Source organism: Streptomyces sp. NPDC029151 (genome assembly GCF_055564315.1).
The window spans coordinates 1-16677 of record NZ_JBVHWQ010000001.1; the positions used below are offsets into that span (position 1 = coordinate 1).

Genomic DNA, 16677 nt, shown 5'->3' on the forward strand with positions numbered 1-16677 from the left:
AACTCACCCCGGAGCCGTTCCACCTCCCCCAGCTTCACACCACGAAGATGCCCACCACCAGGCAAGATCACGCGAGGTAACGAAGCACTACTAGGGCCGCTCTTGCGGATCAGGCCGGTTCCGGGGCGACGGTGTCTGTCGGCCGACCCCGGCAAGATCCGGAAGAGAGGCCCTGGGGCCCGGGGACGGCGGCGGTCGCCGGGTGGGCCGCCGGCTCGGCGCGGGCTGCGGCGCGGGACGGCCGGCCGCCTGGACGCGGGCGCCCCGGTGTCGCGTGCGGAAGCACGACCACGGGGCCACGACGACCGTGCCGCGGTTTCGACGGCGACCGCGACGGCGTACGTGGTACGCGTCCCCTGCTCGGCCGGGCAAGGGGTTGGCCGAGTCGGGGTTCGCCCGCTTTCTGGCGGCGTGCCGTGAGCGGCGTAACTTGGGGATGTGGGATCGGTGCGCGGCTGGGCGTCGCGCGGGCACCTGGAGGATCGCGGCTGGCTGCGGGGCGCTCCGCCGCCGTGGTGGGTCCGGGTGCTGCCCGTGCTGCTGCTCGCGGCCGTCGGCTCGGCCACGCTGATCACCTCCCACGCGCGTGATCTGGGTTTCCTGCTGGGCGCCATCCCGCCGCTGGCGGTCCTGTCGTACGGTCCGCTGGCGACCGGGCTGCTCGGTATGGGCGTGGTCGTGGTGCTGAACGTGCCGGCCACGCATCTGAACCGCCCCGGCGACACCGACCTGCTCACCATCGTGTTCGTGGCCGCGCTGAGCGTGTTCGTGTCGTACGTGCGCAGCCACCGGGACGCCCAGCTGAACACGGAACGGGCGATCGGCGAGGCGGTGCAGCGGGCCGTGCTGCCGCCGCTGCCGGAACGGGTCGGACGGGTCGGCTGCGCGGCCTTCTACCGGGCCGCCCAGAACGGGACGCTGGTGGGCGGGGACTTCTTCGACGTGCGGCAGGGGCCGTACGGCGTGCGCGCGGTGATGGGGGACGTGCAGGGGCACGGGCTGGCGGCGGTCGCGACGGTGGTGTCCCTGCTGGGGGCGTTCCGGGAGGCCGCCCTGGACCTGCCGGACCTGGAGTCGGTGGCGGCCCGGATGGACCGCCGGCTGGCGGTGGACTCGGCGGACGTCCGGCACGCGGAGCTGTTCGCCACGGCCCTGCTGCTGGAGTTCTCCGCCGGATCGGCCGCGGTGCGGATGGTGGCCTGCGGTCATCCGGCGCCCGTGCTGCTGCACGCGGAGCAGGCCCGGGAGGTCGCCGTCGCGCCCGGGCCGCCGCTGGGCATCGGGCTCCTCGACGTCGACCGGCCGAAGGAGATCACCGTGCCGCTCGGCCCGGGCGACCGGCTGTTCCTCGCCTCCGACGGCGTGTGGGAGGCGCGGGACGCCTCCGGCACCTTCTACCCGCTGCCGGAGCGGCTGGCCGCCCTGGCCGACAGCCCGTCCGCCGAGCTGCCCGGCGCCGTCTGGGCGGACCTGCTGCGGCGGCGGTACACGGTCCGCGACGACGCCACCATCCTGGTGCTCAGCCCTGAGGCCCCGAAGGCGCTGGAGGCACCGTCGCCGGCTCCGCAGCCACGTCAGGCACGGCAGCCACGGCAGGCACCGGAGTCGCGGGACGGCTGACGCGTCCCCCTCCCCCTCCCCGCGGTCAGCCCACGTCCCACAGGAAACGGTGGGTGTGGATCCCGAAGTACGGGAAGGAGCGGATCTCCCGGACGCCCTCGAGGGGACGGACCTCGTCGTTGACGAAGTCGAGCAGCGCTTTCGGGCCGGGCGCGACCACCTCCGCGAACAGGTCGAAGCCACCCGAGGTGAGCACCGAGTAGACGACCTCGGGGCGCTCGGCGAGGGCGTCGGCCACGGCCCGCGGGTCGCCGTCGACACCGATGCCGAGCAGCGCCATGGCCTGCCCGCCCATGGCCATCGGGTCGGTGACACCGACCACCTGGACCACCCGGGCGTCCAGCAGGCGCTGCAGCCGCTGCCGGGCCGCCGAGGCGGACAGGCCCACCTTCGGTCCGAGGTCGGCGTAGGCGATACGGCCGTCGGCCTGCAGCTCGCGCAGGATGGCCCGGTCGATGTCGTCCATGTCCTTCACGTCGTACGACTGCCTTTCCCCGGTCTTCCCCGGCTTCCTCAGCCTGCCAGCTCGGCGAGTGCCGCGGCGAAGACCTCGGTGTGGGTGTCGACGTCCTGCTCGGTGGTGTCCGGGCACATCAGCGCCATGTTGTGGAACGGGGTCAGCAGGACGCCCCGGTTGGCGAGGTACAGGTGGAGGAAGTCCTCCAGCTCGGGGTCGGAGGCCGCCGCGGACTCGGTGCCGGTGCGCGGGGCCGGGGTGGTGAAGCGGTACTCGGTGCGGGCGCCGAGCCGGCTGACCGACCAGGGCAGTCCGTGCGCCTCGATACCGGCCCGGACACCCGCCTCGAAGCGCTCGGCGAGCCGGCTCATCCGGGCGAAGGCCTCGTCGGTCAGCACGTGTTCGAGGGTGGCCCGGGTGGCCGCGACCGACAGCGCGTTGCCGGCGAGGGTGCCGCCGACGCCGCCCATGTCGACGAGGTCGAGGTCGGTACGGGCCAGCAGCCGGTCGGCGAGTTCGGCCGACAGTCCGTAGGCGCCGGCCGGGATGCCGCCGCCGATCGCCTTGCCGATGGTGAGCAGGTCGGGTGCCAGCTCCCAGGCCGCGGTACAGCCGCCGGGGCCGGCGGAGAAGGTGTGCGTCTCGTCGTTGACGAGCAGGGCGCCGTACCGCCGGGTCAGCTCGCGGACACCGGCGAGATAGCCGGGTTCGGGCAGCACGATGCCGATGTTGGTGAGGGCGGGCTCCATCAGCACGGCGGCGACGTCCCCGTGGGCCAGCTCCCGCTCCAGCCCGGCGAGGTCGTTGAACTCGGCGACCCTGCTGGTCAGGGTCACCTCACAGGGCGCGCCGACGTTGCCGGGGCGGGGCACCCCGGTGTCGTCGGGACCGGTGACGATGAGCGACTCGTCCACGCTGCCGTGGTAGCAGTAGCTGTTGACCAGGATCTTCGGCCGGCCGGTGACGGCGCGCGCGAGCCGGATCGCCCAGCGGTTGGCGTCGGTCGCGGTGAGCGAGAAGCTCCAGCGCGCCAGGCCGAACCGGCGGGTCAGTTCGGCGCCGACCCACTCGGCGTCCTCGGTGGGCAGCATGGCGGTGGCCCCGCCCAGTTCGGCGTACCTGCGGTGCACCGCCTCGGTGACGGGCGCGGGCGAGTGCCCGGCCATGGCGCCCGTGTCGCCGAGGCAGAAGTCGATGTACGTGTGCCCGTCGATGTCGGTGACCCGGGCGCCCCTCGCCTCGGCCAGGTAGCGCGGGAAGGCACCGGCGGTCTTGTTCATCCAGGTCATCGGCACTCGACCGAAGAGGTGGTCGGCGCGTGCGTAGGCCTCCCGGGAGCGCGGGCCGAGGCGTTCGGCCTCGCCGCTCTCGCGGGCGAGGAGGGCGTGCAGGCGGGCGCGGTCGATGGAGCACCTCGCGGAGAGACGGCGACGGAACGGCGTGAGCGTACGACGGTAAGGCAAGCTGCAGCAATACTCGACGATCGAATCAATTGCTCAGACGATCGGATCGAGCGCGACGGAAACTCTCGATCACCGGACGAGTGAGGCGGCCCGTTGTTCAACTGACGAACCGGGTAACGGAGTTCGAACGCCCCGACGCAAACGCCAGGGTCCGCCACCCCTTCCACCACGTAGAAAAATCTACAACCATGCATATGCCGGGTTGGCGTGCGGATGCACGAAGTGCCCGGTCAGGGCAGTTTCCTGCGCTCAGGCAGGTGGGCGAGACATGCGGAGCAGTGCATGACGAAGACGATGTGGATGCGGGGCGTGGAGTGGCTGGCCGCGGCGTCGGCCGACCCGCGCGCCTGCAAGTGGGAATGGGACCACGGGGAGGGCGCCGCGCTGCTGGAGGCGGGCCGCTTCTGGGACGTGCTGAGCGTCCCGGACCGGCTGGGACTGCTCACCCTGGACCTGCTGTGGCGGCCGGCGCTGCCGGTGCCGGGACCCACGCTGGTGGACACGGCGGCGGGCCGGGTCGGCTTCTTCCTGCCTCCGGACCCGTCCGGGCACTGGGTGGGCGCCGGACTGCGGTACGCCACCAAGGGCTCCTGGGTCGCCGTTCCGCCGCCGTACCGGCCCGGGCGTGCCCTGGAGTGGCTCGTCCCGCCCGACGGCACGGGCGCACTGCACGCGCCCGGCACCCTGGAGGAGGCGCTGCAGGAGGCCAACGGCACGCTGGCGGTGCTCGCGCCGCCGGGCGGGCAGTAGCCGGTACGCCGCACCGCCGGGCGGGCAGTGGCCGGTACGCCCCGCCGCGGGCGGGAGCCCTTACTCGTACCGGAGGGGCGCGCGCTCGCCCCCGGGGGCGCGTCCTCGCCGCGTGAAGGGCGCGTGTTCGCTCTCCAGGGGGTACAGGAAGCCGCCGCGCGCCGGGTGCGTGCCGCTCCTATGCTGGGGAGGTCCGGCCGGGAACGTCCGGCCGGGCAGGCCGACCGAGCCGGCCCGGCCGGGACGTCTCGGGCCCCGACGGCCACCCGCGCACGGTCATCGACTCTCGCCCCCTTGGAGTCAGCCCATGTCGCCCACGTCCGCACGCCTGCGCCGGGGGGCCGTGATCGCCGTACTGTCCGGCACGCTGCTCGCCCCGGTCACGGCGGGGCCGGCGCCGGCCGCCGTACCGGCCGCGCTCGCCGCCGACGCCCCCGGCCCGTCGGCCTCGGAGCCGGACGTCCGCCCCCTCTCCCCCGATGTGACACGTCGGCTCGACGCGTCCGTGCGGCGGGTCATGCGCGAGGCGGACGTGCCCGGCGTCACCGTCGGCGTCTGGACACCCGGACAGCGCGGCTACGTCCGTTCGTTCGGCGTCGCCGACAAGGCGACCGGCCGGCGGATGAGCCCCGACCTGTACACGCGCATCGGCAGCGAGACGAAGACCTTCACCGTGACGGCGCTGCTCCAGCTCGTGGACCAGGGGAAGGTCGGTCTGGACGACACGATCGGGCAGTACGTCGACGGCGTGCCCAACGGCGACAGGATCACGCTGCGGCAGCTGGCCGGGATGCGCAGCGGGCTGTTCAACTACTCGGAGGACGACGACTTCTTCAAGGCGCTCACGTCCGATCCGCAGCGCCCCTTCACACCACGGCAGTTGCTCGCCTACTCGTTCAGGCACCCGGTGCTGTTCCCGCCCGGCCGGAAGTTCTCCTACTGCAACACCAATCTGATCCTGCTCGGCCTGGTGGTGGAGAAGGAGAGCGGCCGGTCCCTCGGGGACTACCTCGAGCAGCACGTCCTCGACCCGGCCGGCATGAAGGACACCTCCCTGCCGAAGGGCAGCGAGTTCCCCGCCCCGCACCCACAGGGCTACACCGACCAGACGGCGAACGGGAAGACCGCCGAGACCGCCGGCTGGAACCCGTCCTGGGGGTGGGCGGCCGGGGCGATGGTGTCCACGCTGGACGATCTGCACACCTGGGCGCGCACGGTCGCGACCGGTGAACTGCCCGACGGGAAGCGGATGATCAGCGCAGCCACGCAGCGGCAGCGCCTCACCACCCCGGCGACACCGCTTCCGCACGTCGGCTACGGGCTGGGCATCTTCGACGTGCAGGGGTGGATCGGCCACAACGGCTCCCTGCCCGGCTACGAGTCGCTGACCATCTACCTCCCGTCGACCCGGACCACCGTGGTGGTCCTCCTCAACACCGACATCGACCATGACGGCCAGGAGCCGAGCACACTGTTCGGCCAGGCGGTCACGCGGATCATCTCCCCGCGGCACGTGTTCGACCTGCCGGCCGCGCCGGCGGCCAGATGAGTGCCAACTCGGCCATGTTTCACGCGATATCGGCCCAGATAGGTGCGTAGGGGTGATGACGCGGTGTACTGGACGGGGACCGCCTCGTGAAAGGCCGACCGTCTGGAGACCGTCGTGACTGTCACCGACCGTATCGCCCTGGACCCCTTCGGCTCCGACCTCGTGGCGGAGAGCGCCCGGCTGCGCGCCCTCGGCCCCGTCGTCCCCGTGGAGCTGCCCGGCGGTATCCCCGTCTGGGCACCCACCGGCTACGACTCCCTCCGGGAGCTGATCCTCGACCCCCGTGTCAGCAAGGACGCGCGCCTGCACTGGCGGCTGTGGCCGGAGCTGGACGAGCACCCGGCCTGGAGCTGGATGGCGAACTGGGTCGGCGTGGTCAGCATGCTCTCCACGTACGGCGCCGACCACGCCCGGCTGCGCAGGCTGGTGGCACCGAGCTTCACCCACCGGCGCACCGAGGCGATGCGGCCCCGCGTGGCCGCCCTGACGGCCGAGCTGCTGGACGCGCTGGAGGCGGCGGGGGCCGGCGGCCGCACGGCGGATCTGCGGGCCGGGCTCGCGCATCCCCTGCCGATGCGGATGATCAGCGAACTCCTTGGGGTGCCGGAGGAGTTACGGTCCGGCGCGGCTCGTCTCATCGCCGATTTCATGGACACCTCCGATCCGAGCCCGCAGTCCGCGGCATCCGTGCACGAGCGGATCGGCACGGTGCTGGGGGCGCTGATCGAGCACCGGCGCAGCCACCCGGGCGACGACATCACCACGGAGCTGATCCGGGTGCGGGACGAGGACGGCGACCGGCTCTCCGACGAGGAGTTGCTGCACACGCTGCTGCTGGTGGTCGGCGCGGGCTTCGAGACCACCGTCAACCTGATCGGCAACGCCGTGGTCGCGCTGCTCTCCCGCCCGGAGCAGCTGGCGGCGGTACGCTCCGGAACGGTCGGCTGGGAGGCGGTGGTCGACGAGACGCTGCGGGTGCACCCGTCCATCGCCGCGCTGCCCCTGCGGTTCGCGGTGGAGGAGCTGACCGTCGCGGGCGTGACGATTCCGGCGGGGGACGCCATCATCACGACGTTCGCCGCGGCGGGCCTGGACCCGGTGCACTACGGCCCGGACGCGGCCGTCTTCGACGCGGCGCGGGCGGCCGGGGACCACCTGGCGTTCGGCATCGGGGTGCACCGCTGCATCGGCGCCCCGCTCGCCCGCCTGGAGGCCCTGACGGCCCTGCCGGCCCTGTTCTCCCGTTTCCCCGCACTGCGCCTCGCCGTCGCGCCCGACGAGCTGCGCCACGTGCCGTCGTTCATCGCACACGGGTGGGAGGAGATCCCGGTACGGCTGGAGGGCTGAGGCGGGGGCAGGGCCGGCGGACAAGGCTCCGCCGGCGGCCCGGGGGGGATGGGCCGCCGGCGGAGACGCCACGCGCGGGGCGGGGGGAAGGCCCTGGGTGGCTCACAGGTCGCTTGCCCCGGAATCCGGGACGTACGCACACGACTTCCGGCCGGTTCGAGCAAGCGGCGGCGGCCGGCCGGGCGCACTCGGCACGGCCGGCCCGGACCGCGGCCGAGCAGCCGGGCCTCGCCGGACGGCACCGCCGCACCAGCCCGGTCCCCTGCAGCCCCTGGCGGCAGGCGTCCCCGGCCGCGCCGTCCATACGCCGGACCCGCCCCCCGTCGTCCATATGCCGGACCCGCCCCCCGTCGGCAGGCGGCGCGGGAGGGACAGGCTGAGGGCGCGGACACGGGGCTTCTCGGAAAGTGCCCGCACGCTGTCCGGCGCCCCGGGACCCTGCGCCCCGCTCCCCGCCTCCGCTTCCCGCGCTCGCGGCACCCGCACCGCACCGCGCACCCGCCTCCGTGTCCGCACCCGCTTGGTGCCCCCCGGGCGATGGTGCGACGCTGGGTGGAGAGGTGTCCGACGAGGGGACCTGGAGGGCCGATGGGGCGTGACGTCCCGGCGCTCGTCTTCACCCGCGAGGACCGCCGCCGGTACCGGATCAAGATGCAGGCGTGCCTGGACGCGTTCGCGCAGATGCTGCGCGAGGCGCGGTTCGAGTCGGAGCGGCCCCAGGTCGGCCTGGAGATCGAGCTGAACCTGGTGGACGACGCGGCCGAGCCGGCGATGCGCAACAGCGCTGTGCTGGAGGCGATCTCCGACCCCGCCTGGTCCACCGAGCTGGGCCGGTTCAACCTGGAGATCAACGTCCCGCCCCGGCGGCTGACGGCGGGTGGTCCGGACTCCTGGGAGTCGGAGATCCGGGCCGCGCTGAACCACGCCGAGGAGCGGGCCCGGACGGTCGGCGCCCGACTGCTCATGATCGGGATCCTGCCCACGCTGCGGCAGGAGAACATCGACGAGGACGCGCTGTCGGAGAACCCCCGCTACCGTCTGCTCAACGACCAGATCTTCGCGGCCCGCGGCGAGGACCTGCGCATCGAGATCGACGGCACCGACCGGCTGCGGACCTACGCGGACACGATCACCCCGGAGGCCGCGTGCACCAGCACGCAGTTCCATCTGCAGGTGTCCCCGGAGGAGTTCGCCGGCTACTGGAACGCGGCCCAGGCGATCGCGGGGGTCCAGGTGGCGCTCGCGGCCAACTCCGCCTTCCTGTTCGGCAAGGAGCTGTGGCACGAGACCCGGATCCCGCTGTTCGAGCAGGCCACCGACACCCGCCCGGAGGAGATCAAGGTGCAGGGGGTACGGCCCCGGGTGTGGTTCGGGGAGCGGTGGATCACCAGTGTCTTCGACCTGTTCGAGGAGAACCTGCGCTACTTCCCGGCCCTGCTCCCGCTGTGCGACGAGCAGGACCCGGCGGAGACGCTGGACCGCGGCGACGTCCCCGAGCTGTCCGAACTGACCCTGCACAACGGCACGATCTACCGCTGGAACCGGCCGGTCTACGCGGTGGCCAACGACCGGCCGCACATCCGGGTGGAGAACCGGGTGCTGCCCGCGGGCCCGACCGTGGCCGACACCCTCGCCAACGGCGCCTTCTACTACGGGCTCACCCGGGCCCTGGTGGAGGAGGACCGGCCGGTGTGGTCCCGGATGTCCTTCGCGGCCGCGGAGGACAACCTGCACGCCGCCGCCCGGCACGGCATCGACGCGCTGCTGTACTGGCCCGGGATGGGCGAGGTGCCGGTGCCGGAGCTGGTGCTGCGGCGGCTGCTGCCGCTCGCCCACCGCGGCCTGGAGCACTCCGGCATGGACGCGGCGTGGCGGGAGCCGCTGCTCGGGGTCATCGAGCAGCGCTGTGTGACGGCGCGCAACGGAGCGGTGTGGCAGAAGGAGATGTTCCATCACATCGCCGGCAGCACGCACTCGGGCCGGCACGAGGCGCTGCGCCGGATGACCCAGCTGTACATCGACTACATGCACCTCAACGCCCCGGTGCACACCTGGCCGGTGGACTGACCCCGTGACGGCCGCAGTCCGGCCCATCCGCGACACAGGCCGGCCCCTCACCCGGTCACCGACTCGCGACGGCCACCGAGACCAGGTCTTACGACGTGCCGGCCCGGCCCGGAGTCGTACGCGCGTCGTCGCACACCGGCTCCGCCGGGAGACCGACGAGATAGCGGGAGCTCTCGGCGGGGGTGAAACCGCGCCCGAGCGCGCCGCAGAGTCGTCGGACGGCCTCGTCGGGATCGGAGAGCACCACACCCGCGTCCCATAGGTGTATCGCGCTGGAACCACCTGTGCCGTCGAGAGCGCCCTCGCCCACAGGTGCCGCACTCGCCAGTGTGTCGCCGTCCGGGCTGAACGCCACCTGCGAGGGCATGCCCACCTCGGCGGCGAAATAGGCGCGTTGGCGTTGAGTGGGTACGTCCCACAGGCGGATCCCGCTGCCGGCGAGCTGCGGGAGAGTGCCGTCGTCCGGGTTGGCCATGGAGCCGACACTCGCGAGTGTGTCTCCGTCCGGACTGAACGCCACCGCCCATGTCAGCCCGTCGTCGCGGGAGAGATCGGCTTGTCGCCGGCCTGTGCGCACGTCCCAGAGCCGGACCTTCCCCCCGGCGGCGTCCGTCGTCGCGCCGGCGAGCAGCGCGCCGTCCGGGCTGAAGGCCACCGAACGCACCTCCCCGTCCACAGCGATGGCGGAGCCTCGTTGTCTGCCCGTCCCCACGTCCCACAGACGCAGGGTGCCGGCGCCGACGCTGACGAGCGTCCTGCCGTCGGGGCTGAACGCCACCGACTCCACTTGCGACCACGGTGGTCGTCCATGGACGAGCGGGGCACCTCGCGGCCTGCCCTCCGCCACGTTCCACAGCCGTACCCTGCCGTCCTCACCTCCGTAGGCGAGTGTCTCGCCGTCCGGGCTGAACGCGAACGCGCAGACGGAGTCCTGGCCGCCGGTGGGGAGGCCGGCCCGAACCCGTCCCGAGTCCACGTCCCACAGGCGTGCCGTGCCGTCCCCGTCACCTCCCGCGATCAACTCGCCGTCCGGGCTGAACGCCCCGGCGCAGAGGTCGGAGCCACCGAGGTCACGGAGAACCCCTCTGCGCTCGACGTGGGCGCTCATGTCCAACCGCAGGAGGTCGCCGTGGCTGCCGGCGCCGAGCAGCGTTAGACCGTTCTGACGGAACGCCATCCCGACGACGTGTCCGCGTACCCGCCGAGTCCTGCTGGACGACTCGCCGCCGTCCGTGTGCCATGTCCGTACCGAGTCGCCACCGCCGCCGGCGAGCGTCTTCCCGTCGGGGCTGAACGCCACCGACCACACCTCGCCACCGTGCACCAGGGGGTCGCTCCGCTGCCGGCCGGACGCGGTGTCCCAGAGCCGGACCCTGCCGTCCTCACCACCACTGGCGAGCGTCTTCCCGTCGGGACTGAACGCCACCGACCACACCTCGCCACCGTGCACCAGGGGGTCGCTCCGCTGCCGGCCGGACGCGGTGTCCCAGAGCCGGACCCTGCCGTCCTCACCACCGCCAGCGAGCGTCTTGCCGTCGCGGCTGAACGCCACCGTCTCCACCTGGCTGCCGGGATCGGTGAGGGCCCTGCCGCGCTGCCGGCCGGTGGAGACGTCCCACAGCCGTATCCCGCCGTCGTCGGGGCCGCTCGTGCTCGTGCTCGCGAGTGTTCTGCCGTTCGGGCTGAACGCCACCGACCGCACCTCACCGTCGTGGGCGGCGTCGGAGCCGCTCCGGTGCTCGCCCGAGCGTACGTCCCAGAACCACACCTTCCCGTCGTGTCCTCCGGCGGCGAGCGTCCTGCCGTCCGGGCTGAACGCCACCGACCAGACCCATCCCCCGTGCACGTCGAGTTCGCCCCGCGACCGGTTGTCCGGCACGTCCCACAACTGGAGTGTGCCGTCGTCACCGCCGCTGGCGAGGGTCCTGCCGTCCGGGCTGAACGCCAGGGACCGCACCTTGCTGCCGTCGTGGGTGACGAGGACGCGTTCCTGTCTGCCCGAAGCGACGTCCCAGAACCGGATCCTGCCGCCCTTGCCGCCACCGGCGAGCGTCCTGCCGTCCGGGCTGAACGCCACCGACTGGATGTCCCCGCCCTGTGCGCCGAGGCGGTGGGCCAGCCCGAGGTCGGCCGCGCGGAGGAGACTGGCGCGCGCCTCTTCGGTGGCCGAGGTCTGGTACGCCCGAACTGCCATCAGCGAGGCCAGGTCGGGATCGCTGTCCAGGAGGGTGTCGGACTGTGCGGCAAGCTGCCGGGACTGCGCCTGGAGCCGCGCGTCGACGGCTTCCTGGCGCAGCTGGAAGGCGACGCCGGTGACCAGCAGGGCGAGGGCCAGGAGCGACGCCAGGAGAACGTTGACGCGGCGAGTGCGGCGGAGGGCTGCTTGCTGGCGGCGCTCACTGGCGGTGAGGAAAGCGGCGATCTCGGTGGGAAGAACACGTTGGCGGGCCCACTCCAGCCCGTCCGCGAGGTCGGTGCCGTCGAGCAGGTCGGCGGGAAGGCCGGTCCCGGCGTGGCGGTGGTGCCGCTCGGTGACCTGGTGCAGCCATGTCTGGAAACGGCGGTCGCTCTCGATCCACCCGCGGAGGTCGCTCCAGTCACGTATCAGCGCGTCGTGGATGAGCTCGGTGACCGGCTCGCCCGGTCGGCCGTCGGACCGCGTCGTCCGGCTGGTGACGATGACCCGGTCACGGGTCAACGCGGCGACCACCTCTTCGAACACGGCATCCGTGGCGGCATCCGCGTCCTCGGCGTCGTACGCGTCCTTGGCGTCGTACGCGTCCTTGGCGTCGTACGCGAGAACCCGCAGCCGGGCAAGGGGCACCTGCTGACGGGTGGCCGGTATGCCGTTCGCGTCGTCGGAGGGACGGACCAGCGCGGTCAGGATGCGCTGCGCGGTGCGACGGTGACCCGCGGGCAGCGCGTTCAGGGAGTTGTTGCACCACGTGGCCAGGCTTCCGGTGACCTCTCCGATGCGCTGGTAGGAGCCGTGGGTGATGCGACCGTCGACACGGCGTTCCCACAGCTCGGACAGGGCGAGCTGGAGAGGTGGCAGAAGGGTCGCCGGCGTACGGCCCTGGGAGTCGGCGGCCCGGAAGTCCTCGACGATCCGGTCCGGCAGGCCTTCCTCGAAGCGCGCGCCGGCGTCCAGCGCGGGCCGAACGATGATCTCGCGCAGTTCGGGGAGGGTGAGCTCGGCGGACACGTCCAGCGAACCGGGCCTGGCGGCGTCCAGCAGGTCGGGACACAGCTCGGCCAGGCGCGGGTAGAAGTCGTTACGCATGATGAGGATCACGCTCAGCCGGCGGTGGGCGTCGATCGCCGCGACAAGTCCCTCAGCCGCCGCGAGGTGTGCGGGGGAACACCGGCCGTCCTCCCACGGCTGGGTGAGGAGTTCCTCGAACTGGTCGATGACCAGAAGCAGCCGGTCCGTCGGTTCCGTGGCGAGGTGACGGTCCACCGCGCCTGCGATGCCGTGCGTCCCCGCCCCCGGCAGCCCTGCCCGCTCCAACTCGTCGAGGAGGTCCTGTCCGGGGCGCGTCACGAGACGCACCCACCGATCGCTGCCCGGCAGGGCGCCTTGGGACAGCGCGGGAATCACCCCGGCCCGCACGACGGAGGACTTCCCCGCGCCGGAGGGGCCCAGCAGCAGCACGAGCCGGTGCCGGCGCAGGCATTCCAGCACACGGTGCACGACCGCCTGCCGGCCATGGAACCATCTGGCGTCGTTCTCGGTGAACGGAGCGAGTCCCCGGTACGGGCGCACCTTCCGCTCGGTCAGTCCGGGCACCACCGTCCGCAGCGCCTCCACGGGCGTCGCGTAGGCGGTCCCGAGTCCTCTGTGCAGCGGGTCCGGTCTCACGACCGCCGCGACCATGCCGATGACGAGGCCGCTCACCTCGTCGACCACGGGGGCGCCACTGAATCCCGTGGTCAGGTCGTTCGCGTCGGTCAGCTGGAGAAGCGGGCCCGTCGTCTCACCGGGCAGCAGGTCACCCGCCACGCCGTAGCCGAAGTGGCCGCCGTCGGGTGCTTGACCCGGAAATCCGAAGGAGGAGACCCGGTGCCCCGCACTTCCGGCGGCCGAGCCCAGCGGCATCTCGCGGGCTCCGGCAGGGACCCCTGCCAGACGCACGGCGGCGATGTCCTCCGCGTCCGGCTCCCGCCACGCGCCGGTCAGTACGGTTCCTTCGACCGACGGCTGGGCGGCCAGGTGCCGGAAACACAGCCGCAGGCGGTCCCCCGGGCCGCTGCCGGCCGCGCGCACCACGTGGGCGCAGGTGATGACCACGTCGTCACTTCCCAGGAAGCCCGCGCCCGCCACCCTTCCGTCGGAGGCGAGGATCTGCACCACGGCGGTGGAAACCCAGGAAGCGCGGGTCGGGGCCGGGGTGGCGGTGCCGGTTTCTTCAGGACGCCGCGCCGGCCCGGAGCCGGGTTCTTCCTCTTGTGCCGGCACCCTTCAGCTCACGCCTCGCCGCCCGCGTCCGCGGCCTTGCGCCACAGCATCCTGATCTTCAGGTGAGCGGCTGCCTCCCCCTTGTTGACGATCACGCCGACCTGGCCGGACAGATTCACGCCGAACTCGATCTCGACCTCCTCCGGCCCGGCTTCCCGGAGCTGGTCCACCACCGTACGTGCCATCTCGCGTACGGGTTCCAGCGCGTTGTGCAGCGTCTGGGGCATTCGCCGGACCGCGTCGCCCATTCTCCCGGCCTTCACCGGTCCCTCGCCGACGGGGAGTCCGGCTCCCGCCCCCACCGCGAACGTGATCTCTGCGCCGTCCGGCAATTCCATCGTGCTGAGGGATTCCATCAACTCACCTGTGCTCTCGCGCTGTTGGCCGTCGCTCCCCCTGTTGTAACCTCTTGAGCGCCCCGGTGACAGTGGAGTGTGAGATCCGGTACGCGAGCCGGCCCGGCCGGCCCCGGCGAGAGGGGCACGTCGTCCCGCGGAGACGTCCTGTGCCGGCAACCGAGGAACCCGAGGAAGCGGTCACTTCTATGCGCGGAACACGGCCGGTGGGGCTCTCGCCCCGCAGCGTGGCACCGGGGCGCGTACCGAGGACGAGGTGCCGCCCGGCCAGGGCGACGGGGGCGGCCGTCCTGGCCGCCGTCCTGCTGCTCACGGGCTGCACGAGTTCGCCGGAACGACCGGACCCCTCCCCTCCGTCCGCACGGCACTCCACGCCGGGGCCCCGGTCGGACCGGACGGCCCAGGTCCGCTCCTGCAAGGTGACGGCCCCCTTCAGCGTGCCGCCCGGCGACCCGCTGCCGAGGACCTTACGGCTGCCGGACCCGCTGGCACTGCCGTCCGGAGCTGTCGTGGCCGGAGTTCGCCTGGGCCGTGGCGAGGCCGTCCACTACATCCTGGGACCCGGGGGAGCCTGCGACACGTACCTCGGCGCCGACGGTGCCACCCGCCTCGGCCTGGGGCCCGCCGACGGGCGTTCGGGCATCTGGGAAGTCTTCGCCCCCGGTGGAGCCGCCATGTGGGCGGTGTACGGCTGCCCGTACATCCCCGAGGTGGCCCTGCTCGCTCCTCCGGGAGAGGACTGCTCGAAACCCCGGGGCACCGAGGTACGGCCCGTACCGACGGGCGTCCCCGGCCTCTACGCGTCGCTCGTCTGGGCCCGGCATGCCGGGACCGGGAGCCTGCGGGGGGAACTGTGGGACCGAGGGGACACGGGGGCCGGCGACGCGGCCACGGGGCGCTACGGCACCGTGGTGCTGTTCATGTCCCACGTGACGACGTACCTGGGGCATCGGAACTCGACCGGGCTGTCCATCTCCTGCACCCTGCCGGACCGGGAGGACGACATCTGCACCGCAAGCCTGGGCCTGTTCCTCACACAGATGGAGGGAGCGGCCACCATGACGGCGAGTGACCGCAGTCGCCTGGTCCAGGTCATCCGCGTGTTCGTCGAACGGCACCGCTCTTGACGATCGCCAACGGGGAGAGGCCCGCCGGCCGCGGTTCGCGCGCGTACCGCCGGCGGCCGACTTCCCCTGCCCGCCGGGGCAGTCCTGCTGCGACGGACGCCCTACGCCCACCGACCCGGTCTTCGGCCGGCACCCGGCCCGGAGACACCCCCGCAGCGCTTCTAGGCCCGCACCGCGCCCGGCCGTTCCAGGCTCGTCTCGGGGCAGGCCGACGCCTCCGGCAGATGGGACTTGGCCCACTCGGCGAGCGCGCGGAGGGCGGGCTCCAGGGCCGCGCCGGCGTCGGTCAGCCGGTAGGAGACCCGCAGCGGGGGGCCCTCGTCGACCTCGCGCAGGACGAGGCCGGCCGCGCCGAGTTCGGCGAGCCGGTCGGACAGCATGCGTTCGCTGATGCCGGGGACGGCCCGCCGCAGATCGGTGAAATAGGCGGGCTGTTCCACCAGGACGGCCACGATCGGGCCGCTCCAGCGTTTGCCGAGCAGCTGGAATACCCGGGTGATGCCATCGTCCACCCGCTTGCACGCCGCGCTGTCGTGATTCTGCTCCGCCGCCATGGCCTCAGGGTACTACTTCACCGTATGGGGCTGAGAAAAAGTAAGTCGATGTGTTAAACATAGTTCAGTACGGAACGTGAGCCGACGCGCCGCGGCGTGCGGCTGCCCGCTGCCCAGCCCTTTACGGAGACACCCATGGCCACCCTGCTGCACATCGATTCGTCCGTGTTCCCGACCCAGGCGTCGGCTTCCCGCGCCGTGACGGAGGCCTTCCGCAAGCACTGGCAGGAGCAGCACCCCGAGGGCACGGTCGTCTACCGCGACCTGGCGGCCGAGCCGGTGCCGCACATCACCGCCGACGCGCACCTCGCGGGCTTCGTCCCCGAGGCCGCCCACACGCCCGAACAGGCCGCCGTCTTCGCCGAGCGGCTGAAGTTGATCGAGGAGCTGGAGCAGGCCGACGCGATCCTGATCGGCGCTCCGATGTACAACTACACGATCCCGTCGACCCTGAAGGCCTGGCTGGACAACGTGATCCTGATGGGCCGCACCGCGGGCGAGAACCCGTCCGCCAAGGGCACCCCGGTCACCGTCGTCGCCAGCCGCGGCGGCTCGTACGCGCCGGGCACCCCGCGCGAGGGCTACGAGTACGTGCAGAACTACCTCAAGGCCGTCCTCGCCGACGCCCTCGGCCTGGACGTGGAGTTCATCGTCCCCGAGCTGACGATGGCGTCCAAGAACCCGGCCATGTCCGAGCTGGTCCCGCTGTACGAGGCCTCCCGCGACCGCGCCTTCGAGGCGGCGGAGGCCAGGGCGCGGCAGCTGGCGGAGCGCCTCGCCGCCTGACGCACCCCGAGTGCCGCACCGGGGGGGGGGGGGGGGGGGGGGGGGGGGGGGGGGGGGGGGGGGGGGGGGGGGGGGGGGGGGGGGGGGGGGGGGGGGGGGGGGGGGGAGGGTGGGTGGGGGGGGGGGGGTGGGGGGGGGTGGA

Annotated in this window: 12 protein-coding genes; 7 read left to right on the forward strand and 5 right to left on the reverse strand. The window is 72.9% G+C overall.

Features of this window, described 5'->3' with window-relative positions:
• Positions 1–438: 438 nt before the first annotated feature.
• A complete protein-coding gene (locus tag ACZ4VF_RS00005; RefSeq protein WP_467922120.1) occupies positions 439–1620 on the forward strand; it encodes a PP2C family protein-serine/threonine phosphatase in 1182 nt (393 codons plus the stop codon).
• Positions 1621–1645: 25 nt separating this feature from the next.
• Here ACZ4VF_RS00005 and ACZ4VF_RS00010 read toward each other — a convergent pair whose 3' ends face one another.
• Both ACZ4VF_RS00010 and ACZ4VF_RS00015 read right to left on the reverse strand, forming a co-directional pair.
• Positions 1646–2086, reverse strand: coding sequence for an Lrp/AsnC family transcriptional regulator (locus ACZ4VF_RS00010; RefSeq protein ID WP_467923721.1), 441 nt, complete (start codon positions 2084–2086; stop codon positions 1646–1648).
• A 47-nt stretch (positions 2087–2133) separates the two neighbouring features.
• Entirely contained in the window at positions 2134–3483 is a 1350-nt protein-coding gene (locus tag ACZ4VF_RS00015; RefSeq protein ID WP_467923722.1) for a transaminase, read from the reverse strand.
• Positions 3484–3822: 339 nt separating this feature from the next.
• Here ACZ4VF_RS00015 and ACZ4VF_RS00020 point away from each other — a divergent pair, with 339 nt between their 5' ends.
• The 4 genes from ACZ4VF_RS00020 (at position 3823) to ACZ4VF_RS00035 (ending at position 9253) form a co-directional block, all read left to right on the forward strand.
• Positions 3823–4290: a hypothetical protein gene (locus tag ACZ4VF_RS00020; protein ID WP_467922121.1), complete on the forward strand. Its 468-nt coding sequence runs from the start codon at positions 3823–3825 to the stop codon at positions 4288–4290.
• Positions 4291–4597: 307 nt separating this feature from the next.
• Positions 4598–5839, forward strand: a complete 1242-nt coding sequence (locus tag ACZ4VF_RS00025; protein ID WP_467922123.1) for a serine hydrolase domain-containing protein — start codon at positions 4598–4600, stop codon at positions 5837–5839.
• A 114-nt stretch (positions 5840–5953) separates the two neighbouring features.
• On the forward strand, positions 5954–7186 hold the full coding sequence (locus ACZ4VF_RS00030) for a cytochrome P450 family protein (RefSeq protein WP_467922124.1): 1233 nt from the start codon (positions 5954–5956) through the stop codon (positions 7184–7186).
• Between the two features lie 588 nt (positions 7187–7774).
• Positions 7775–9253: a glutamate-cysteine ligase family protein gene (locus ACZ4VF_RS00035; protein ID WP_467922126.1), complete on the forward strand. Its 1479-nt coding sequence runs from the start codon at positions 7775–7777 to the stop codon at positions 9251–9253.
• A gap of 88 nt (positions 9254–9341) precedes the next feature.
• On the opposite strand, the gene ACZ4VF_RS00040 is transcribed toward ACZ4VF_RS00035, so the two are convergent.
• Together ACZ4VF_RS00040 and ACZ4VF_RS00045 are read right to left on the reverse strand one after the other, a co-directional pair.
• Entirely contained in the window at positions 9342–13607 is a 4266-nt protein-coding gene (locus ACZ4VF_RS00040) for an nSTAND1 domain-containing NTPase (RefSeq protein WP_467922127.1), read from the reverse strand.
• A gap of 113 nt (positions 13608–13720) precedes the next feature.
• A complete protein-coding gene (locus ACZ4VF_RS00045; RefSeq protein ID WP_467922128.1) occupies positions 13721–14068 on the reverse strand; it encodes a CU044_2847 family protein in 348 nt (115 codons plus the stop codon).
• A 509-nt stretch (positions 14069–14577) separates the two neighbouring features.
• Here ACZ4VF_RS00045 and ACZ4VF_RS00050 point away from each other — a divergent pair.
• On the forward strand, positions 14578–15195 hold the full coding sequence (locus tag ACZ4VF_RS00050; protein WP_467922130.1) for a hypothetical protein: 618 nt from the start codon (positions 14578–14580) through the stop codon (positions 15193–15195).
• Positions 15196–15356: 161 nt separating this feature from the next.
• Here the strand turns inward: ACZ4VF_RS00050 and ACZ4VF_RS00055 are convergent, their stop codons facing one another.
• Positions 15357–15749, reverse strand: a complete 393-nt coding sequence (locus ACZ4VF_RS00055) for a winged helix-turn-helix transcriptional regulator (protein ID WP_467922131.1) — start codon at positions 15747–15749, stop codon at positions 15357–15359.
• 135 nt (positions 15750–15884) lie between these two features.
• Between ACZ4VF_RS00055 and ACZ4VF_RS00060 the strand changes: the two genes are divergently transcribed.
• Positions 15885–16535 carry an FMN-dependent NADH-azoreductase gene (locus tag ACZ4VF_RS00060; RefSeq protein ID WP_467922132.1) on the forward strand — a complete coding sequence of 217 codons (651 nt, stop codon included), beginning with the start codon at positions 15885–15887 and terminating at the stop codon, positions 16533–16535.
• Positions 16536–16677 lie beyond the last annotated feature (142 nt).